Below are 17,186 nucleotides of genomic sequence, written 5' to 3' on the forward strand. Positions count from 1 at the left end.
CATCAGTGACGATGCGCTTGGTGCCCGGTGACCCCGAGAAGCTTGGCGGCTATTGGCTGGCTGCCAGGCTTGGCGCGGGTGGGCGCGGGGTCGTCTACGACGCCTATGACGACGAGGGGCGGCGCTTCGCCGTCACCGTGCCCAGGTGCGAGGTCGGCCACCGCTACGAGCAGGTGACCTGCCGCCATCTCGCCCAAGTGGTGGCCGTCGGGTCCGACGGCGGCATCCCGTACGTGGTCAGCGAATACGTCAACGGCCCCGACCTGCGCCAGGCCGTCGGGCTGCACGGCGGCCCCTACTCCGGCGACGAGCTGATCGCGCTGGCCGCCGCGCTGGCGACGGCGCTGCGGTCGCTGCACGCGGCCGGGCTGACTCATTCCGGGCTCAATCCCGAGTGCGTGCTGCTGGCCGACGACGGGCCCAGGGTGATCGAGCTGGGGCTGGCGGCCGGGGCGCAGGCGGGCGGCACGTGCCCGTACCAGGCGCCCGAGGTGCTGACCGGGCAGGAGGCCGGGGCTCCCGCGGACGTGTTCGCGTGGGGCGCGGTGGTGCTGTTCGCGGCCACCGGCAGCGACCCGTTCGGCGGCGACAGCCCGGGGGCCGTCATGCACCGGCTGCTGACCGTCGATCCCGACCTGAGCTGCCTGCCCGAGCCGCTGGCCGGGCTCGTGGAGCGGGCGCTGGCCAAGGATCCGGCCGACCGGCCCGCCGCGTCCGAGCTGCTCATCGAGAGCGAGACCGAGCTGCGCCCGCCTGAGGCGTTCGTGCGTACGCCGTCGCTGGGCGAGGTGGCCGAACAGGCGTACCTGTCGCTCACGCCGCGCCAGCAGGAAGAGGTGCCGGGGCTGCTGCTGCGGCTGCTCGACGGCGACCGGCCGCAGGACGAGGGCGAGGCGCTGGCTCCGCTCATGGCGGCGGGCCTCCTCGTACGCCGCAGCATCCGCGTTCCCCCCTCACAGACCGCCATCGGCAAGCTCGTCGCGATCAGCGACGACCGCGTCACCCCCGCGAGCGCCGCCCTCTACCGCGCCTGGCCCCGGCTGCGCGGCTGGGTCGCCGACGAACGCGACGGCATGGCCGTGCACCGCCACCTCCGCGAGGCCGCCAGACACTGGTCCGAGCACCGGCGCGACCGCAGCCACCTGCTGCGCGGCGACGAGCTCGCCGACGCGCTCGGCTGGGCCGCGGCCAAGCGCCGCCACGTGCGGCTCAGCCAGCTCGAACGCGACTTCATCAGCGACAGCGTGGCGCTGTCCAGGCAGCGCAGGAAGATGCTCGTGCCCGCGCTGTCGGCCGTCGCCGCCGTGGTCGCGGTCGCGGTGACCATGACGGTGGTGACCGTCCACGGGCAGAACGACCTGCGCGACCGCCTCATCGAGGCCGGCGCGCGGGCCGTCGCCGCGCGGGCCGACGCGATGCGGACCACCGATCCCCGCACCGCGATGCGGCTCAGCGTGGCCGCCTGGCGGATGTCGCCGGTCTTTGAGGCGCGGGCCGCGCTGCAGGCGTCGCTGGTCCAGCCCGAGCTGGGCGTGTTCACCGATCCGCGCGCGGACGGGCGGGCCAACTACCTGCTGCGCGGCGACGAGCTCGTCCGGTGGGACACCGCGTCCGTGACCGTCTACGACGTGCCGGGCGGGCGGCGGGTCGCCTCCTACCCGATGCCTTCAGGGAGCGCCGGGCTGAGCGACGACGGGCGGTTCGCAGAGGGACCTGACGGGCCCATCGAGGTGGCGACCGGCCACCCGCCGGCCGACGGGGTCTTCACGATCAGCCGCGGCAACAGGACCCGGGTCTACCGGGGGCCGCGCGTGCTGTTCGACGTGGTCGATCGCAAGGTGGCGCTCTCGCCCGACGGCACCCGCGCGGCGCTGTCCGGCCTCGACGGGCGGGTGGAGCTGTGGGAGCTGGTGCCCAGGCGGGTGCGCACCGGGGTGGTGAAGGTCGCTCCGCTCGCCGGGGCCGCCGCGCCGGCCCTCGCCTTCAGCCCCGACGGCGTCACGCTCGCGGTCGCCGGGCGCGACGGGGTCACGCTGGTGGGCACGGGCGGCAGGCGTACGGACGCCTCCGACGCCCTCACCGCCCGCACCGCGACGCAGGAGCCCGACCTGCCGGTCCTGCCGTCGCCGACCACGCCGTTCTCCCCCGGTCCCGGGCTCCTCGCCCTTCCGCAGCCGTCGTCTCCGGCCGCCCCCGACGCCCGTACGGACGCCGCATCGCCGCGCCCGGTCGCCACGGCCGCTCCTCCCGCCGCGCCCGACACGCCCGCCACGGCCCGCCCTGTGCCCTCGGGGAAGGGCGAGACACCCTCGGGGAAGGGCGAGACGTTCCGCCCTGCGCCCGAGACGCGCGGGCCGGCGGTCGCGTCGCGCGACAGGATCGCCGCACCGAAGCCCGTCCCGTCGCGCAGCCACGCCACCACCTCCACCCGGCGGCCCTTCCCCACCCCCTCGCCGAGCGGCTCCCCATCGGCCACCGCCTCGCCCGAGCCGACCAAGGTCCCGGCGTCCGGGACCTCCCGGCCCACCGCGACGCCCACGCCGGACGTGACGCGCACGGACCCCGCTGAGGGCCCTGCTGAGGGCCCCGCTGAGGGCACCGCTGAGGGCACCGCTGGGGGCACTGCCGACGAGACCGCTGCCACGAAACCCGAGGACAAGAGGGCGCGGGGCGACCGTGCGAGGCCGTCCGGCCCCGACGCGGGAGCCGGGCAGAACACCGGTGGGCGCAACGCCGCGCCCGCGGGTGACGCAGCGCGGGCGCGGACCGTGACGCTCGCCAAGGCCGTGAACGCCCCGCCGGTGGCGGAGCCCGGCGAGACGCGGGACGCCGTGGCATCGGCGCGCGCTGCCGAACCAGCGCCTGCCGCCGGGGAAGCTCGCACCGCCGGGGACGCACGTACCGCCGGAGAAGCGCGTGGCGCCGCGTCGGGGCCTGAGCCCGCGGACGCGAACGCGCGGGACACCATGGTGACGCGGGACGCCGCGTCCGTGCGGCAAGGCGCGAAGACGCAGGCGGAGAGCGCGAAGGCGCAGGCGCAGGTACGGGCGGAGACCGCGCGGGTCGTGGCGCGGGCCATGCAGGCGAAGAAGGAGCGGGTCAAGAGCAGCGATCCCGGCACGGGCGCGGACGGCACCTGGGGCGTCGAGATCGTGGACGGCCTGGAGGTGACGCCCGCGACGGCGGCGGGCCCGCTGGTGTTCAGCCCGGACGGCCGCCTGCTCGCGCTGCCCGGCGACGGCGAGGTACGCGTGTGGAACGTCGCCGAGCGCCGCCTCGCCGGCTCCTACCCGCTCAAGGACCCCGGCAGGGGCCTCGCCTTCTCCGCCGACGGCCGCGCCCTGCACTACCTGAGCGGCGTCGGCACGGTCGTCTCGCTCGACGTCTCCGGCCTGCCGGCGCCGGCCGGCGAGGAGCAGGTGGCCGCGTTCTCCGGCAACGGGAGGGTCGCGGCCAAGGAGGTGGGCAACGGGATCGAGCTGACCGACGCCGAGAACCACAGGACGCTCGGCCGCATCGCCGCCGCGGGCGACCTGGCGTTCGACGCGACCGGACGGCTGCTCGCGGTGGCGGGCGACCCGGTGACGGTATGGGAGGTGCCGAGCGCCCGCCGGGTGACGTCGATCGCGGCGGGCGGCGACGTTCCGGCCGTGGCGCTCTCCCCCGACGGCCGCACGCTGGCCACGGCGCGCGGCCGTCTCCTGGAGACGTGGGACGTGCACTCGGGGCGGCGGATCAGGGCGTACGAGGGCGTGGGCGACCTGGCGCTGGCCTTCAGCCCCGACGGCAGGACGCTCGCCACCGGCACCCGCCTGCTCGACCTGCGCACCGGGCAGGTGACCCCGCTCGATCAGGCCGCCGAGGCCGGCGACGGCGCGGCGACGACCGCGCTGGCGTTCTCGCCCGACGGCGACCGGCTGGCGTTCGGGCTGGAAGGCGGCAGGGTGCTGCTGTGGAACGTCCGCGAGCGGACCTCCATCGGCACCATCACGACCGGCGGCGGCCCCGTGGACGAGCTGCGCTTCTCGCCGGACGGCGAGCTGGTGGCGGTCAGCGCGGGCCGTACGTCGCTGTGGGACACCGCGACGCTGCGCGAGGTCGGCCAGGCCGGGTCGTGGGCGGCGGGTCCCGCGTTCAACCAGGACGGCACCCACCTGCGCGGCGTGGCGCTGGACGGCTCCGTACGCGAGTTCCCCGTCGATCCGGCGCTGACGGCGCGGGCGGTGTGCGAACGCGCGGGCGGCTCGCTGACGCGCGAGGAGTGGGCCCGCCTGATCCCGGAGGCCGGCTACCGCGACATCTGCTGACCCGACGGCCCGCTCCCCCGGCCGCGCGGCCCGGCCGCCTCAGTCCCCGTGGCCTGCTACTCGTTGCGGACCAGCTTGATGACCTTGCCCTGCGGAGTCGCCACGAGGTAGCCCGTGCGGTGGTACTCGTCGCTGGCGTAGACGAGCAGCACCTGCTTGACCGAGGTGAAGCCGTAGTCGGGGTCCACGATGATGTGGTGCGATGTCGGGTTGGGCACGCCGAGGTCCTTGTCGGCCCGCTTGAGCAGGGCGGGCAGGCGGTCCCAGTCGAACGTGTCGAGGTCGACCAGCGGCGTCTTCACCTCGCCGCCGATGCGGGGCTCTTCGAGCCGGCCGTCGCGGTAGTCGTAGGTGTCGTAGACGCCCTTGTCGTGCTTGGTCGGCACCTCGATGGAGGCGTGCTGCTCGTACACGTACATCTTGACGACCTTGCTGCCGCCGATGACCGGCTTGGCCTTGGCGAGCATCTCGCGGATGGCGGCGGGGGTCAGCATGTTCCGCGGAGCCGTCGGCGTGGGCGTCTGAGTGGGGGTGGCCGTACGGCTGGGGACGGCCGTGCTCGGGGCCGGCGTCCAGGACGGCGGCGCGGTGAGGGCCAGGTGGCTCGGGGTGGGGTCCTGTACGGGCTCCTCGTTCGTGCCGGGCAGCAGCCGCCACACCAGCACACCGGCCACCACGACGGCCGAGAGCGAGACCGCCACGGCCGCTCCCCTGCCGCGCTGCCCGGCGCCTCGCGGGGCCAGCGTGTCCGCCTGCGGCACCGGCCCGCCGCCCGGCGACGGCCGCTGCTGGGGGCGCGCGTGGCCAGGCGGCACGGTGTGCGCCTGCCCCGGCCCCGAGGCGTGTCCCGGCCCCGAGGCGTGCCCTGACCCCGAGGCGTGCCCTGACCCCGAGGCGTGCCCTGACCCCGTGGCGTGCCCTGGCCCTGTGACCTGCCCAGGCCCCGTGGCGTGCCCCGGCCCTGCAACGTGCCCCGGCCCCAAGGCATGCCCCGGCCCCGTGGCGTGAGGCCAGGCCGCCTGGCTGGGCTCGGGAGGAGGCAGGGGCTGCGGATGGCCGTGGCCGGTCGGCGGGAAGGGCTGCGGATGATCGCTGTCGGGCGGCGGGAGGGGCTGCCGCAGGCCCGGCTCGGGCGGTGACGCGGGCTGAAGCGGGGGTGCGGCGTCGGGGTCCAGGGCCGCGGCGAGCATGCGGTCGAGCGTCTCGGCGTCGGGACGGGCGGCCGGGTCGCGAACGAGCAGCGCGGTCAGCACGGGCGTCAGCGCCCCGGCCCGCTCCGGCGGCGGCACCTCATGGTTGAGCACCGCGGCCAGCGTGGCCAGCACCGTGTTCCTGCGCAGCGGGTGGCGGCCCTCGACGGCGACGTACAGCATCATGCCGAGCGACCACAGGTCGGAGGCCGGCTCGCCCTCGACGCCGTTGATGCGCTCCGGCGCCATGTACTCGGGCGAGCCGATGAACGCCCCCGTGGACGTCAGGCTGGTGGACTCCCGCATGGCCGCGATGCCGAAGTCGGTGAGCACGGACCTGCCGTCGGCGTGCAGCAGCACGTTGGCGGGTTTGACGTCACGGTGGTGGATGCCGACGGCGTGGGCCGCGCGTAACGCCGACAGCACCTCCCGGCCGATCCGCGCCGCCTCCGCCGGGGGCATGGGACCGCGCTGGACGCGCTCCTGGAGCGAGCCGCCGGTGACCAGCTCCATGACGATCCACGGGTAGCCCTGCTCGCCCGGATCCACGATGTGGTGGATGGTCACGACGTGCGGATGGTTGAGCCGGGCCAGGGCACGCGCCTCGCGCAGCACCCGGGCGCGCAGCTCGCGGGCGTGCGTGGGATCGTGCTCGTCGATCGACGGGTCGGGCGGGCGCACTTCCTTGAGCGCGACCTCGCGGTGCAGTGCGACGTCCCAGGCCCGCCACACCAGGCCCATGCCGCCTCCGCCGAGGCGCTCCACCAGCTCGAAGCGGCCGTCGATCACCCGTCTCTGCATGCGCAGCAGCGTAAGGCCGAGGCGTCCGCCGCCGCCATCGTGCCTCTACGGGGAAGCCCCGCCAGGGGAACCCGCCGCCGCCAGCGCGCCCCCGCGGGGAGGCCCGCCAGGGGAACCCGCCGCCGCCAGCGCGCCCCGGCCAGGGAGAACCGCCGCCGCGCTCTCGCCCGTTAGGCGCACCGCCGCGCCCCCGCTCGGAAGGCGCCCCGCCCGGAAGGCGCGCCGCCGCTCCGGGCGGCGTCAGGCGCTGATCGCGAGGTCCCCGGCCGTCACCCCGTGGGCGAACGGCAGCCCGCGCGCGTACCTGGCCAGCTCGTCCACGGCCAGGTCGGCGATGCGGGCCAGCTCGCCGCCGAGCGAGCCCGCGACGTGGGGGGTGAGCAGGACGTTCGGCAGGTCGTACAGGGGTGAGGCCGGGCAGCGGGTCGGGGTCGGTGACGTCGATCACCGCGTACAGGCGGCCTGAGGTCAGCTCGGCGATGAGCGCGTCCTGGTCGACGAGGGCGCCCCTGGCGGTGTTGATGAGGGTGGCGCCGTCGCGCATGCGCGCCAGGCGGGCCGCGCTGACGAGGTGGCGGGTCTCCGGCAGGTCGGGCGCGTGCACGGTGACCACGTCGCTGCGCTCGAACAGCTCGTCCAGCTCGACGTGCGCGACGCCGAGGTCCTCCTTCAGGTACGGGTCCGCGACCAGCACCTCCAGCTCGAACGGCCGCAGCAGCTCGATCACCCGCCGCCCGATCCTGGACGCGCCGATCACGCCCACCGTCCGCCGGTAGTTGCCGAACCCGGGGAACAGCGTGTCGAGGTCGGGCCGCGTGCCCGGCCGCTCCCGGTAGAGCCTGGCGCTGTCGAGCACCCGCTTATTGGCGAACAGGATCGCGGCCAGCGTGTACTCGGCGACCGGCTCGGCGTTGGCGGCGGCCGCCGACGACACCAGCAGCCCGCGCTCCCAGCACGCCTCGGTGACGTGGTGCTTGACGGACCCCGCCGCGTGCACGATCGCGCGCAGCCTGGGCGCCGCCGCCAGCACCTCGGCGGTGATGGGCGGGCACCACCAGCTCGTCAGCAGCACCTCGGCCTCGGCCAGCGCCTCTGCCACAGCGGGGTCGGCGAAGTCGGTGGCCACCAGATCAGGGTCGATGTCGGCGACGGCGAGCAGCCGGTCGCGCACGGGAGCGGTGATGAGGCGGGCGGCGGTGTCGGCGCCCATCGCGAGCAGGGTCTTCGGCCGGGAATCCGTCATTCGCTCCCCCGATGTGCTGCGGTCGCCTTGATCATAACGAGGGGGATATTGCGGGATACGCCCGGGTTGTCGGGGAAGGCCGATCAGGCCGCGGATCAGCTCAGGCGGCCGATCAGGTCCAGGCGGTCAGCTCAAGGCGGTCAGGGTCGTGGCGGTCAGCCTGAGGCGGTCAGAGCAGGGCGCCGGCGCGGCGGAGCCGGCGTTCCCGGAAGGCGAGCAGCGGGGGCAGGCCGATTCGCAGCGCCACGTACGCGGTGACGAGCAGCGCCTCCCAGAACTCGGCGGACCCGATCTGCCCGGAGGCGAGCCGGTCGAGGCCCCACTGGGCGAGCGACAGCATGAGCGGCAGCATGACGGTGAGGAAGAGCCAGACCATGACCGCCATGCCCGCCACGTACAGGAGCGCGAACCAGCGGGCCATGTCGCGGTCGCGCGCCCCTGACGCGGCGAGCTCGGCGGCCTCCGCCTCGGTGAGGCGGAAGAGCCGGTTCTTCACGGTCAGCCAGGTCGTCCGGTAGAGGTTGTGGCAGCGCAGGGCGTTGGCGAGCAGCGCGTACGAGTCGCTGCGCAGCGGCAGCGCGGCCCACTGCCACACGATGGCGACGACCCTGAACAGGATGACGGCGGCGAGCAGGTCGCTCACCAGGCCGGGCGGGATGATCATCCGCAGGGCGAGCGCGACGGCCACGACCACGATCTCGACGGCCATCCCGGCCAGGTAGACGCCGTGACGGCGGTTGCGCGGCACCGCGACGATCTGGGTCAGGTCGGTCTCATAGACGATGTACATGCCGCGGTAGCTGACGCGGAACGTGGCGGGCACGCCGACCGCGCGCCCGGCGAGCCAGTGCCACGCCTCATGCAGCGCGCCGAACGCGATCCCGAGCACCAGCCAGCCGAAGACGGACAGGCCCATGCTGGGCAGGAACCACGCGTCCTGCCAGGAGGGCCGCAGGTCAGGGCGGGCCACGAGGACGGCGATGACGAACACCAGCGCCGCCGCGTACACCGTCCATCCGGTACGCCCGAACAGGCGGGCCGCGGCCTGAGGGCTGATGCCCTCGATCCACCTGATACGGCGGCCGCGCCCGGAGGTGTCGTCGTCGGGCGCGGCGGTGGCGGCATCGAGCAGGCCCGCCGCGGTGAGCCCTTCGATGAAGTCGTCGCCGTCGACCGGCTCTCCGGCCTTCTCACTGGCGCGCGCCGTGGCCTCGGCCACCGACCCGGTCTCCTGCAGGGTGGTGACGAAGACCGCGCCCGGCTCCGGCACCGCGACGAACACGCCCAGGTCCGGCCGGCCCAGCACCCAGGCCTCGCCGTCGAAGGCGACGGTCAGCCGCGCGGCCCGCTCCCGCAGGCCGGCGTCCGTGGACGCGGTCATCGGTTCCCACCACCAAGAAGTGTGATCGCTGTCGAAGTGCGGAAGCGAGGCGGAAGGCGGGGGTCGCTCCCGGAGCGCGAGGGCCGTCGTGAAGGGCGGGGGGTGGCTCCGGGAGCGCGGGTAAACCGCGTGGCACGCGGGCACGTGCCGTGATCGCCTCTTGTGTGTGGGGCCGCGCTCCACACCGGAGAGAAGCGCGGCCCCGCATCATCAGGAGTCCGAACCCGGGTCGGCGTCGACGGTCAGCCGGGTGTTCTCGATGCGCACGATCTCGATCTTCATGGGTCACCTCCCTCCGCAGACTTCACAGTCGGGATCGCGGGTCCATTCGGTGCGGCTGGTGGCGCATCCGCCCGCGAAGTCGATGATGAGCGGCCGGCCCGCGTAGACCGGCGGCTCGAAGCCGGTGAGGTAGCGCAGGACCTCGAAGGCCCCGTACGCGCCGAGCAGTCCGGCGACCGGCCCGATGCCGCGGTTGGGCCTGGGCCCGTCGCGGTAGAGGCGGATCGCGGCGAGGTCGGGGCTGTCCGAGCCGGCGCTCGGCGGCACGCACGCGCGGCAGGCGCTGACGCCCGGCGCGACGGACCACACGGTGCCGGAGGTGACCCACATGCCGCCCCGTACGAACGGCACCCCGTGCCGCACGCAGGCGGCGTTCACCCACAGGTCGATCTGGGCCGGCCGGTCGATGCCCGAGGCCACGACGTCGGGGCGGGTGCGGGCGACCAGCTCGTCGAGCTGCTCGGGGCTCTCCACGCCCATGTCCACGGTCTCGACCTCGATGGACGGGTCGAAGGCGCGGACCCAGTCGGCGGCGCGCTCCACCTTGCGCGAGCCGACGTCGTCCCATCGGTAGAGGTACTGGCGGGCGAAGTTGCGCGGGTCCACGGTGTCCCTGTCGAGCAGGGTCATCTTGCCGACGCCGAGCCCGGCGAGGTGGGGGATGGTGTTGGAGTTGAGCCCGCCGGTGCCGAGCACCAGCACGTGCGACTCGCGCAGCCGGCGCAGCAGGTCCTCGCGGCTGCGCCGGAGGGTGCCGAACGACTCGAAGAAGGCGAGGTTGCTGAAGTGGCGTTCGGCATCGCCGGGGTCGAGCAGGCCGAGGCTGTCCCCGTCCTCCAGCAGGCGTTCCGCGTCGAGCGCCGCGACGGCGGCGGAGACGTCGGAGACCGGCAGCGACAGCTCGTCGGCGAGCTCCTCGACCGTCCTGCCGCCCTGCTCGAGAAGGTCGAGCAGCTTCTCCACCGTCCCCTCGGGGTCGGTGAGGACCAGCCGGTCGCGGGGGTCGTACACGAGCCGCAGCTCGTCCCCGGCACGCTCGCGGGCGAGGGTCTTCAGTCTCGGCCTCATCGGTTCTTCAGCGCCCAATCAGTCACGGAAGTGCTGGTCAGACTCTGACAGCCGGGTGCATGGACGCCGCATGGATCCCGCATGGAACGGCGAGGGGTCCGATTGATCCCTTGTCTGACGCTGCACTAGCGTCTCTGACTGTGCGTTGTCAGGCTGTCCGCGTCTCCCTCCTAGGTCCTCTGGAGGCCGTCGTGGACGGCCGGGGGGTGCGCCTGACCGGCAGGCAGCGCGCGTTACTCGCCGCGCTGCTGCTCGACGCGGGCCGCGTGGTCTCGGTCGAGCGGCTGGCCGAGCGGCTGTGGGGCGGGGATCCGCCGCCGTCGGCGGCCGCCCGGGTGCGCGCGCTGGTCGCCGAGCTGCGCCGGGCGATCGGCGAGACGATCGAGACCCGCAGCCCCGGTTATCTCATCCCCGAGGGCACGGTCGAGGTGGACGCCGACGAGTTCGCCGCCCTCGTCAGGCAGGCGGGCGGCACAGGGCCCGCCGAGGCCGTCGCCGCCTACGACCGGGCGCTCGACCTGTGGCGCGGCGACCCGTACCCGGATCTGAGCTGCCCCGTCGCCGAGGCGGAGCGGCACCGGCTGGACGAGCTCAGGGTCGAGGCGATCGAGGGCCGCGCGCAGGCGCAGCTGGAGCTGGGGCGGCATCAGGAGGTCATCGCCGGGCTGGCCAGGCTGGTGGCCGAGCAGCCGCTGCGGGAACGTCCGCACGGCCTGATCATGCTGGCGCTGCACCGGGGCGGGCGCCTGCCGGAGGCGTTGCGGGTCTACCGGGGGTTCCGTGACCGGCTCGTACGCGAGCTCGGCGTCGAGCCTGGCAGGGAGCTGCAGGCCCTGCACCAGCGCATCCTGGCGGAGACCGCGGAGCCGACGGGGCCCGGCGAGCCGGCGCGTACGGCGGAGCCTCAGGAGGAGCCCGCGGCGCCGATCCCCCGCCAGCTTCCCCCGGTCACCGGCCACTTCGTGGGCCGCGAGGAGGAGCTGCGCCGCATGGACGACGGCCGGGTGACGCTCGTGGCCGGTCCCGCCGGGGTCGGCAAGACGGCGCTGGCGCTGCAGTGGGCGCACCGGCGGGCCGGCTGGTTCCCCGACGGGCAGCTCTTCCTCGACCTGCGGGGCTTCGACCAGCGGGCGCCCATGACACCGGCCGAGGCGCTGCCGCTGCTGCTGCAGGGGCTCGGGCATCCGGCCAGGGACATCCCGGTCGAGCTGGACGCGCAGGTCGCGCTCTACCGGTCGCTGCTCGCGGGCCGCCGCGTGCTGCTGGTGCTCGACGACGTCGGCGAGCCCGACCAGGTACGCCCGCTGCTGCCCGGCGACCCCGGCTGCCGCGTGCTCATCACCAGCCGGCACCGGCTGGGCGGCCTGGTCGCGCTGGACGGGGTCGAGCGCATCACGCTCGGCGTGCTGGAGCAGGACGAGGCGCTGCGGCTGATCTCGGCGGGCGTCGGCGAAGAGCGGCTGTCGCGCGAGTCGGAGGCGTCGCGCGAGCTGGTGGCGCTCTGCGGCAGCCTGCCGCTCGCGCTGTCCATCGCGGTGTCCTGGATCGGCGACCACGAGCACCGCAGGATCGGCGACTACGTGCGCGAGCTGGCCGAGCGCGGGCGGCTGGTGCGGCTGCGGGTGGACGGTGACGAGAGCGTGGCGGTGCGGGCGGCGCTCGACCTGTCGTACCGGGCGCTGCCCGAGCCGGCGCGGCGCGCGTTCCGCCTGCTCGGGCTGGCGCAGGGCGCCGGCATCTCCGCCGCGGCCGTCGCCGCACTGGCCGGCACCACCGCGGAGCAGGCGGCGGTCCTGCTCGGCTCGGCGGCGCGGATCCACCTGATCGAGGAGATCGGCCCCGACCGTTTCGCCGCGCACGACCTGGTGTGGGAGTACGCGGCCCAGCGCGGTCTCGCCGAGGACTCCGCCGCCGACCGGGAGGCCGCTCTCCGGCGCCTGTACGACCACTACCTGCGCACGGCGGCGGGCGCGCTCACGGCGGCCGGTTTCGAGGTGCCCGAGACGCCCGGCGGCGAACCCGTGGCCTTCGCCGGACGGGAGGAGGCGCTCGCCTGGCTGGACGTCGAATGGGACAACCTGGCCGGGGTGATCGCCTCCGGCGCGCCGCACGCCTGGCTGCTGGTCGAGGCGCTGACCGACGTGCTGCTGCAGTACCGGCGCAGCCGCGTGGAGTGGCTGCGCCTGGCCGAGACCGCGCTCGCCGCCGCGGAACGCGCGGGCGACCTGCGCGGTCAGGCGGCGATGTGCCACTCGATCGGCCGGGCCCGCCTGCTCGTCGCCGACCTCAAGGGCGCGCTCGGCTACCTCGGGCGGGCGCAGGAGCTGTGCCGCCGCGCGGACTGGCCGCAGCAGGAGGCGGCGGTGCTGCAGACACTCGGCGTGGCGCGCAAGCAGCTCGGCGAGCCGCGCCGGGCCATCCCGCTCTACCGGCGGGCCGCGGAGATCAACCGCTCGCTCGGCCTGGTACGCGGCGAGGCCAGGGTGCTCAACAACCTGGCCTCCGCCCACCTCATGCTCGCCCGCCTCGACCAGGCGGAGGAGTCGCTGCTGGCCTGCCTCGGGCTCACGGGCCGGCCCGAGGACGCGCACCTGCGTACGCTGACGCTGGTCAACCTGGCGCTCGTCCGGCAGCGGCAGGCCAGCTTCGCCGACGCGCTCGGTCACCTGGACGAGGCGCTGGCCGTGGCCCAGGGGGCGGGCCTGCTCTACGCCGAGGCGGTCACGTACGAGACGTACGGCTGGGTGCACCGCGACGCCGGCGACCACGTACGCGCGATCGACGCCTTCACCCGCGCGCTCGGCCTCGCGCAGGAGGTCGAGAACCGGCGCTGCCAGATCGCCTCGCTCGCCGGCACCGCCGCCGCCGAGACCGGGCTCGGCCGGGTGGAGGCCGCGCTGGCGCATCTCGGCACGGCGGCCAAGCTCGCCGAGGACACCGGCATGGGCCTCGACCAGGTGCTGCTGGAACGCGCGGAGGTCAGGCTGCGCCAGGGCAGGCACGCCGACGCCCTGCTGGACGCGGGCCACGCGCTGGAGCTGGTGCGCACCGCCAACCCGCTCGACCTGCCCCGCGCGCACCGCCTTCGCGCCGCCGCCCACCTGGCGTCCGGCGACACCGAGTCGTGCGTACGTGAGTGCGAGCGGGCGCTGCGGCACGCCCGCAGGTCGGGGCAGCCGCTGCAGCACGCCCGCGCCCTGACGACGCTCGGGCACGCCCGCAGCAGGGCGGGTGACGACGGCCGGGCGGCCCGCCTCTGGGCGCGGGCCCACGCCCTGTTCACCGGTATCGGCGTGCCGGAACAGCAGGAGACGGCGGCGCTCCTCACCGGTCACTGAGAAATTCCGGGTCCCGTGGTAATCGAGAGACGGCCGCAGGGACTACTGGGTGTGGACGATCCCCAAGAGCGATTCACCGCGCTGTACGACCGGTACTACCGGAACGTGCTCGGCTACGTGCTGCTCCGCGTCGAGGAGGGCGCGGCCGAGGATGTGTGCAGCGAGACGTTCCTGGTGGCCTGGCGGCGGCTCGACGAGTTACCCGAGCAGGTGCTGCCGTGGCTGCTGGGCGTCGCCCGTAACAAACTCGCCAAGCAACGTCAGCTGTGGCACCGGCGTCAGGACCTGGTCGAGCGCATCTCCGCGCTGACCACCGAGCACGAGCACCTGGCCTGGGACGTCGCCGAGCACGTGGTGGACCGGGAGCAGGCCATCTCCGCCCTGCGCGCCCTTCCCGACAAGGACGTGGAGGCGTTGATCCTGGCCACCTGGTACGGCCTGACACCCGAGCAGGCCGCGACCGTCATGGGCTGCTCGGCGCGGACCTTCAACGTGCGGCTGCACCGGGCGCGCAAGCGGCTCGGCCGCGCGCTCCGCCAGGAGGCGCGGGCCGCCAGGTCACCGGCCCGATCACCCCGCAACAGATTCGCCGAGGAGAGCTGACGTGCGCACGACAACCCTCAGGGGGAGGACATGACCGACCGTACGTTCGCCCGGCTCAAGCCGGAGAAGCTGGACGAGCTCGCCGAGGCGGGCTACCGGCGGCGCCGCGACGGCGACCTCGCCAGGGCGTTCGCCGAGGCCCGGGAGGAGACCCGGCCGGAGCCCCGCCGCCTGCCCGCCCGGCGTCCCGTGTTCCTGCTGGCGGCGGGTGCGATCGCCGCCGTCACGGCGGGCGCCGTCGTCGTCTCGACCGGTGTGCTCACCGGCACGCCGCCCGCGCAGGTCCCGCCTCCGGGCACTTCGCAGGTCGTGACCGGCGAGGCGGGGGCGTCGCCGACCGCGAAGATCGACGCGCGTACCTTCCTGCTCGCCGCCGCCGACACCGCCCTGCGCGAGAAGCCCGGCTCCGGCTCCTATTGGTACGTGCGGCAGCGCACGGCCTCACCCACCGGCTACTGGCCGAAGAAGTTCTGGGACGGCGTGGCCAAACTGCAGCGCCAGGAGCAGGCCGAGATCGACAGGACCGGCGCGAAGGACGACGAGCTGGTCGCCATCAATGAGAAGTACAACAAGAAGCTGGCGGAGCTGCGCGAGAGCGTCTACCCCGACGGCCCGCCGTTCAAGGCGTACGTCGTCGAGACCGAGGAGCAGTGGCGGCCGAAGCAGGCGGGCGGCACCAACCGCACCAAGCGCTCCGACCGCGAGGTGGTCTTCCCCACGCCGCAGGACGAGGCCGAGTGGCGCAGGCTCGGCTCGCCGAAGCTGCTCGATGACCGGTCTCAGAGCGTGGACGACACCCTGCCCAGGCCGCTGTCGATCTCCAACATGGACATCACCCTGCAGAACGTCGGCGACCTGCCCACGTCGAAGAAGGCGCTGGCCGCCCGGCTGCGCGCCCAGTTCGACCGGCTGCCGGACGACGACAAGGAGTTCGACCTCTACCTGTGGCAGACCGCCGTCGATCTGATGACCGCGCCGACCAGCCCCGGCACGCGGGCCGCCGTCTTCCGGATCCTCGCCGACCAGCCGGGCATCCGCTCCGGCGGCGAGGTGAAGGACGCCGCGGGGCGCGAGGGCGTCAGCGTGGCGGTGGACAGCGACGACGGGTACGAGTTCCGGCTGGTCGTCGATGAGGACACCGCCGAGCTGCTGGAGTACGCGGTGGCGGAGAAGGGCGAGGACGCCACGCGGGTGACGTTCGAAGAGCTCGGCTGGACCGACAAGCTGGGCCGCCGCCCGCAGAGCTGAGACTCCGCACCTGCCGGAGCCGTGCACCTGAGCCGGAGCGCGCCGCCCCGGGCGCGCTCCGGCCGGTCCGGGGTCGCGTCCGGCTCCGGCGGCCTTCAGCGCTCCCTTCCATGCCCCGGCGGCGGCTTCAGCGCTCCCTTCCATGCCCCGGCGGCGGCCTTCACCGGTCCCTTCCATGCCCCGGCGGCGGCGCGAAAGCGCCCCGCTAGGGTGTGGGGGACGCGCCGCCACGGGACCGGCCGGGTCGCCGGGATTCGGCGCTGGTTCGAGGAAGGGCTGGGTAGCACGATCCGATGACTGAGCTGGTGACCTTCGGTGAGACCATGGCGTTGTTCGCGGCGCGGCGCACGGGGCCACTGCGCTTCGCCCGCGACTTCGACCTCGGCCTGGGCGGCGCGGAGTCCAACGTCGCGATCGGCGTGTCCCGGCTCGGCCACGCGGCCACCTGGGTGGGCCGGGTGGGAGCCGACGAGTTCGGCGACCTGATCAGGTTCACGCTCGCCGGCGAAGGCGTCGACGTGCGGGCCATCGCCGACCCCGGCGCGCCCACCGGCCTGATGATCAAGGGCAGGCGCACGGCCGACCTCATCGACGTGCGCTACTACCGCAAGGGCAGCGCGGGCTCGCGGCTGTGCGCCGACGACCTCGACCCCGCGCTCATCAGGTCGGCCAGGATCCTGCACGTCTCCGCGATCACGCCCGCGCTGTCGGCGTCGGCGCGCGAGGCCGTGCGCCACGCGATGACCGTGGCCAAGGACGCGGGCGTGCCGATCTCGCTGGACGTCAACTACCGCAAGGCGCTGTGGAGCCCCGAGGAGGCCGGTGCCTGGCTGCGCGAGGTCATCGGCGAGGTGGACGTGCTGTTCGCCACCGAGGCGGAAGGCCGGCTGATCGCCGACGTCGATGACGCCGAGGAGCTGGCCGCAGAGCTGGCCAAGCGGGGGCCGCGGCACGTGCTGATCAAGTTCGGCGCCGAGGGCGCGATGGAGCTGTCCGACGGCGCGGTGCTGCGGGCGGAGCCGTACCAGGTGACCGAGGTCGACTCGGTGGGCGCGGGCGACGCGTTCGCGGCCGGGTGGCTGGCCGACTGGCTGGCCGGCGCCGAGCCCGCCGACCGGCTGGCCACGGCGTGCGCGGCGGGGGCGTTCGCGGTCACCTCGCAGGGCGACTGGGAGAGCCTGCCCCGGCGGTCCGACCTCGACCTGCTGCGGCGGCCGTCCGACGGCGTGAGCCGCTGACCGAGTCTTGGAGCGGCGAGGTCCGTACGTGACCACGCTTTAACATGTGGGGCATGAAACGCCCCCTGGGAGAGCTCGAAGCCACGATCATGGACAGGATGTGGTCCTACCGCAGGCCCGCATCCGTCCGCGACGTGCTCGAAGACCTCCGCAAGGAGCGGGAGATCGCGTACACGACGGTCATGACCGTCATGGACAAGCTGCACACCAAGGGCCTGCTCAGGCGCGAGCCGGTCGGGCGGGCCTACATGTACGAGCCCGTCTCCACCAAAGAGGCCTACACCGCCGAGCTGATGCGCCACGCGCTGGCCGCCAGCGGCAACCAGGCCGCCACGCTGGTCCACTTCCTCGAGCGTCTCACGCCGGAGGAGGCCACCGCGCTGGAGACGGCGCTCCAGGTGGTGCCGCCCGGCAGCCGCCGCCCGTAGCCGGGCTCCCCCTGTTTCCGTCCCAGCCTCGCGGGCAGGCGGGGAGGACTACGCAAGGG

The 17,186-nt window shown here is 74.5% G+C and carries 9 protein-coding genes and 1 pseudogene; 6 read left to right on the plus strand and 4 right to left on the minus strand.

The genetic code is table 11. From position 1 onward, the window contains the following. Positions 1 to 20 precede the first annotated feature (20 nt). Entirely contained in the window at positions 21 to 4,307 is a 4,287-nt protein-coding gene (locus tag ACFMQL_RS06745; protein ID WP_364058671.1) for a protein kinase, read from the plus strand. A 56-nt stretch (positions 4,308 to 4,363) separates the two neighbouring features. Here the strand turns inward: ACFMQL_RS06745 and ACFMQL_RS06750 are convergent, their stop codons facing one another. From ACFMQL_RS06750 to ACFMQL_RS06765, 4 genes and pseudogenes are all read right to left on the minus strand, one after another. Then, the gene (locus ACFMQL_RS06750) at positions 4,364 to 6,298 is read right to left on the minus strand and encodes a protein kinase (protein WP_378784956.1); all 1,935 of its coding nucleotides are present in this window, start codon (positions 6,296 to 6,298) and stop codon (positions 4,364 to 4,366) included. Between the two features lie 463 nt (positions 6,299 to 6,761). Continuing rightward, positions 6,762 to 7,541: pseudogene (locus ACFMQL_RS06755) on the minus strand (hydroxyacid dehydrogenase); the annotation flags it as partial. 169 nt (positions 7,542 to 7,710) lie between these two features. Beyond that, positions 7,711 to 8,922, minus strand: coding sequence for a hypothetical protein (locus ACFMQL_RS06760; protein WP_364058680.1), 1,212 nt, complete (start codon positions 8,920 to 8,922; stop codon positions 7,711 to 7,713). 285 nt (positions 8,923 to 9,207) lie between these two features. Next, positions 9,208 to 10,272: a HesA/MoeB/ThiF family protein gene (locus ACFMQL_RS06765; protein ID WP_378784958.1), complete on the minus strand. Its 1,065-nt coding sequence runs from the start codon at positions 10,270 to 10,272 to the stop codon at positions 9,208 to 9,210. Positions 10,273 to 10,463: 191 nt separating this feature from the next. On the opposite strand from ACFMQL_RS06765, the gene ACFMQL_RS06770 reads away from it, so the two are divergent. The 5 genes from ACFMQL_RS06770 (at position 10,464) to ACFMQL_RS06790 (ending at position 17,127) form a co-directional block, all read left to right on the plus strand. After that, positions 10,464 to 13,610: a BTAD domain-containing putative transcriptional regulator gene (locus ACFMQL_RS06770; protein ID WP_364058686.1), complete on the plus strand. Its 3,147-nt coding sequence runs from the start codon at positions 10,464 to 10,466 to the stop codon at positions 13,608 to 13,610. 51 nt (positions 13,611 to 13,661) lie between these two features. Continuing rightward, positions 13,662 to 14,213 (plus strand): sigma-70 family RNA polymerase sigma factor, encoded by a 552-nt coding sequence (locus tag ACFMQL_RS06775; protein WP_364058689.1) that lies wholly within the window; start codon positions 13,662 to 13,664, stop codon positions 14,211 to 14,213. 30 nt (positions 14,214 to 14,243) lie between these two features. Beyond that, the gene (locus ACFMQL_RS06780; RefSeq protein WP_378784959.1) at positions 14,244 to 15,461 is read left to right on the plus strand and encodes a hypothetical protein; all 1,218 of its coding nucleotides are present in this window, start codon (positions 14,244 to 14,246) and stop codon (positions 15,459 to 15,461) included. A 293-nt stretch (positions 15,462 to 15,754) separates the two neighbouring features. Then, positions 15,755 to 16,699 (plus strand): sugar kinase, encoded by a 945-nt coding sequence (locus tag ACFMQL_RS06785; protein ID WP_364058695.1) that lies wholly within the window; start codon positions 15,755 to 15,757, stop codon positions 16,697 to 16,699. Between the two features lie 53 nt (positions 16,700 to 16,752). Next, positions 16,753 to 17,127: a BlaI/MecI/CopY family transcriptional regulator gene (locus ACFMQL_RS06790; RefSeq protein WP_364058698.1), complete on the plus strand. Its 375-nt coding sequence runs from the start codon at positions 16,753 to 16,755 to the stop codon at positions 17,125 to 17,127. The last annotated feature ends 59 nt before the right edge of the window (positions 17,128 to 17,186 follow it).

It is taken from the genome of Nonomuraea fastidiosa (assembly GCF_042751225.1).
In the GTDB taxonomy this organism is placed as follows: domain Bacteria; phylum Actinomycetota; class Actinomycetes; order Streptosporangiales; family Streptosporangiaceae; genus Nonomuraea; species Nonomuraea fastidiosa.